The sequence below is a fragment of the Escherichia sp. MR genome (assembly GCF_005280595.1).
Lineage (GTDB): Bacteria > Pseudomonadota > Gammaproteobacteria > Enterobacterales > Enterobacteriaceae > Escherichia > Escherichia ruysiae.
Genome location: NZ_SZVK01000150.1, coordinates 1 through 266, shown reverse-complemented (window position 1 = coordinate 266; position 266 = coordinate 1). Strand labels below are relative to the sequence as shown.

1 protein-coding gene is annotated in these 266 nt (G+C 59.4%); it reads right to left on the bottom strand.

All coding sequences use genetic code 11. The annotated features are described in order from the left end of the window. A partial coding sequence (locus tag FC814_RS22695) for a tetratricopeptide repeat protein (protein ID WP_137326495.1) occupies positions 1-266 on the bottom strand: 266 nt, incomplete at both ends.

Here is a 266-nt window from a genome sequence, read left to right as displayed (position 1 = left end):
TGCTGTGATAAACGCGTGTTTTGCAGGCTGCGTTCGATGTCATCAACGCTGCGCCGCTGGCTGGCAGAGAGCGAGGCGATAAATGCTTCGGCTTTTTCCGGCGACTGCTGGCGATAAAGATTCGCCAGCCCGCGCACGGCGTTGGTGTTGCCGCTGTCCATGCGCAGCGTCTGCTGATAATAACGTTCGGCGGCGGGATAATCTTTGCGCGCCATCGCCACATCGCCCAGCCCCAGCACCGCATAGCTGTCGGCGTTATCGACATT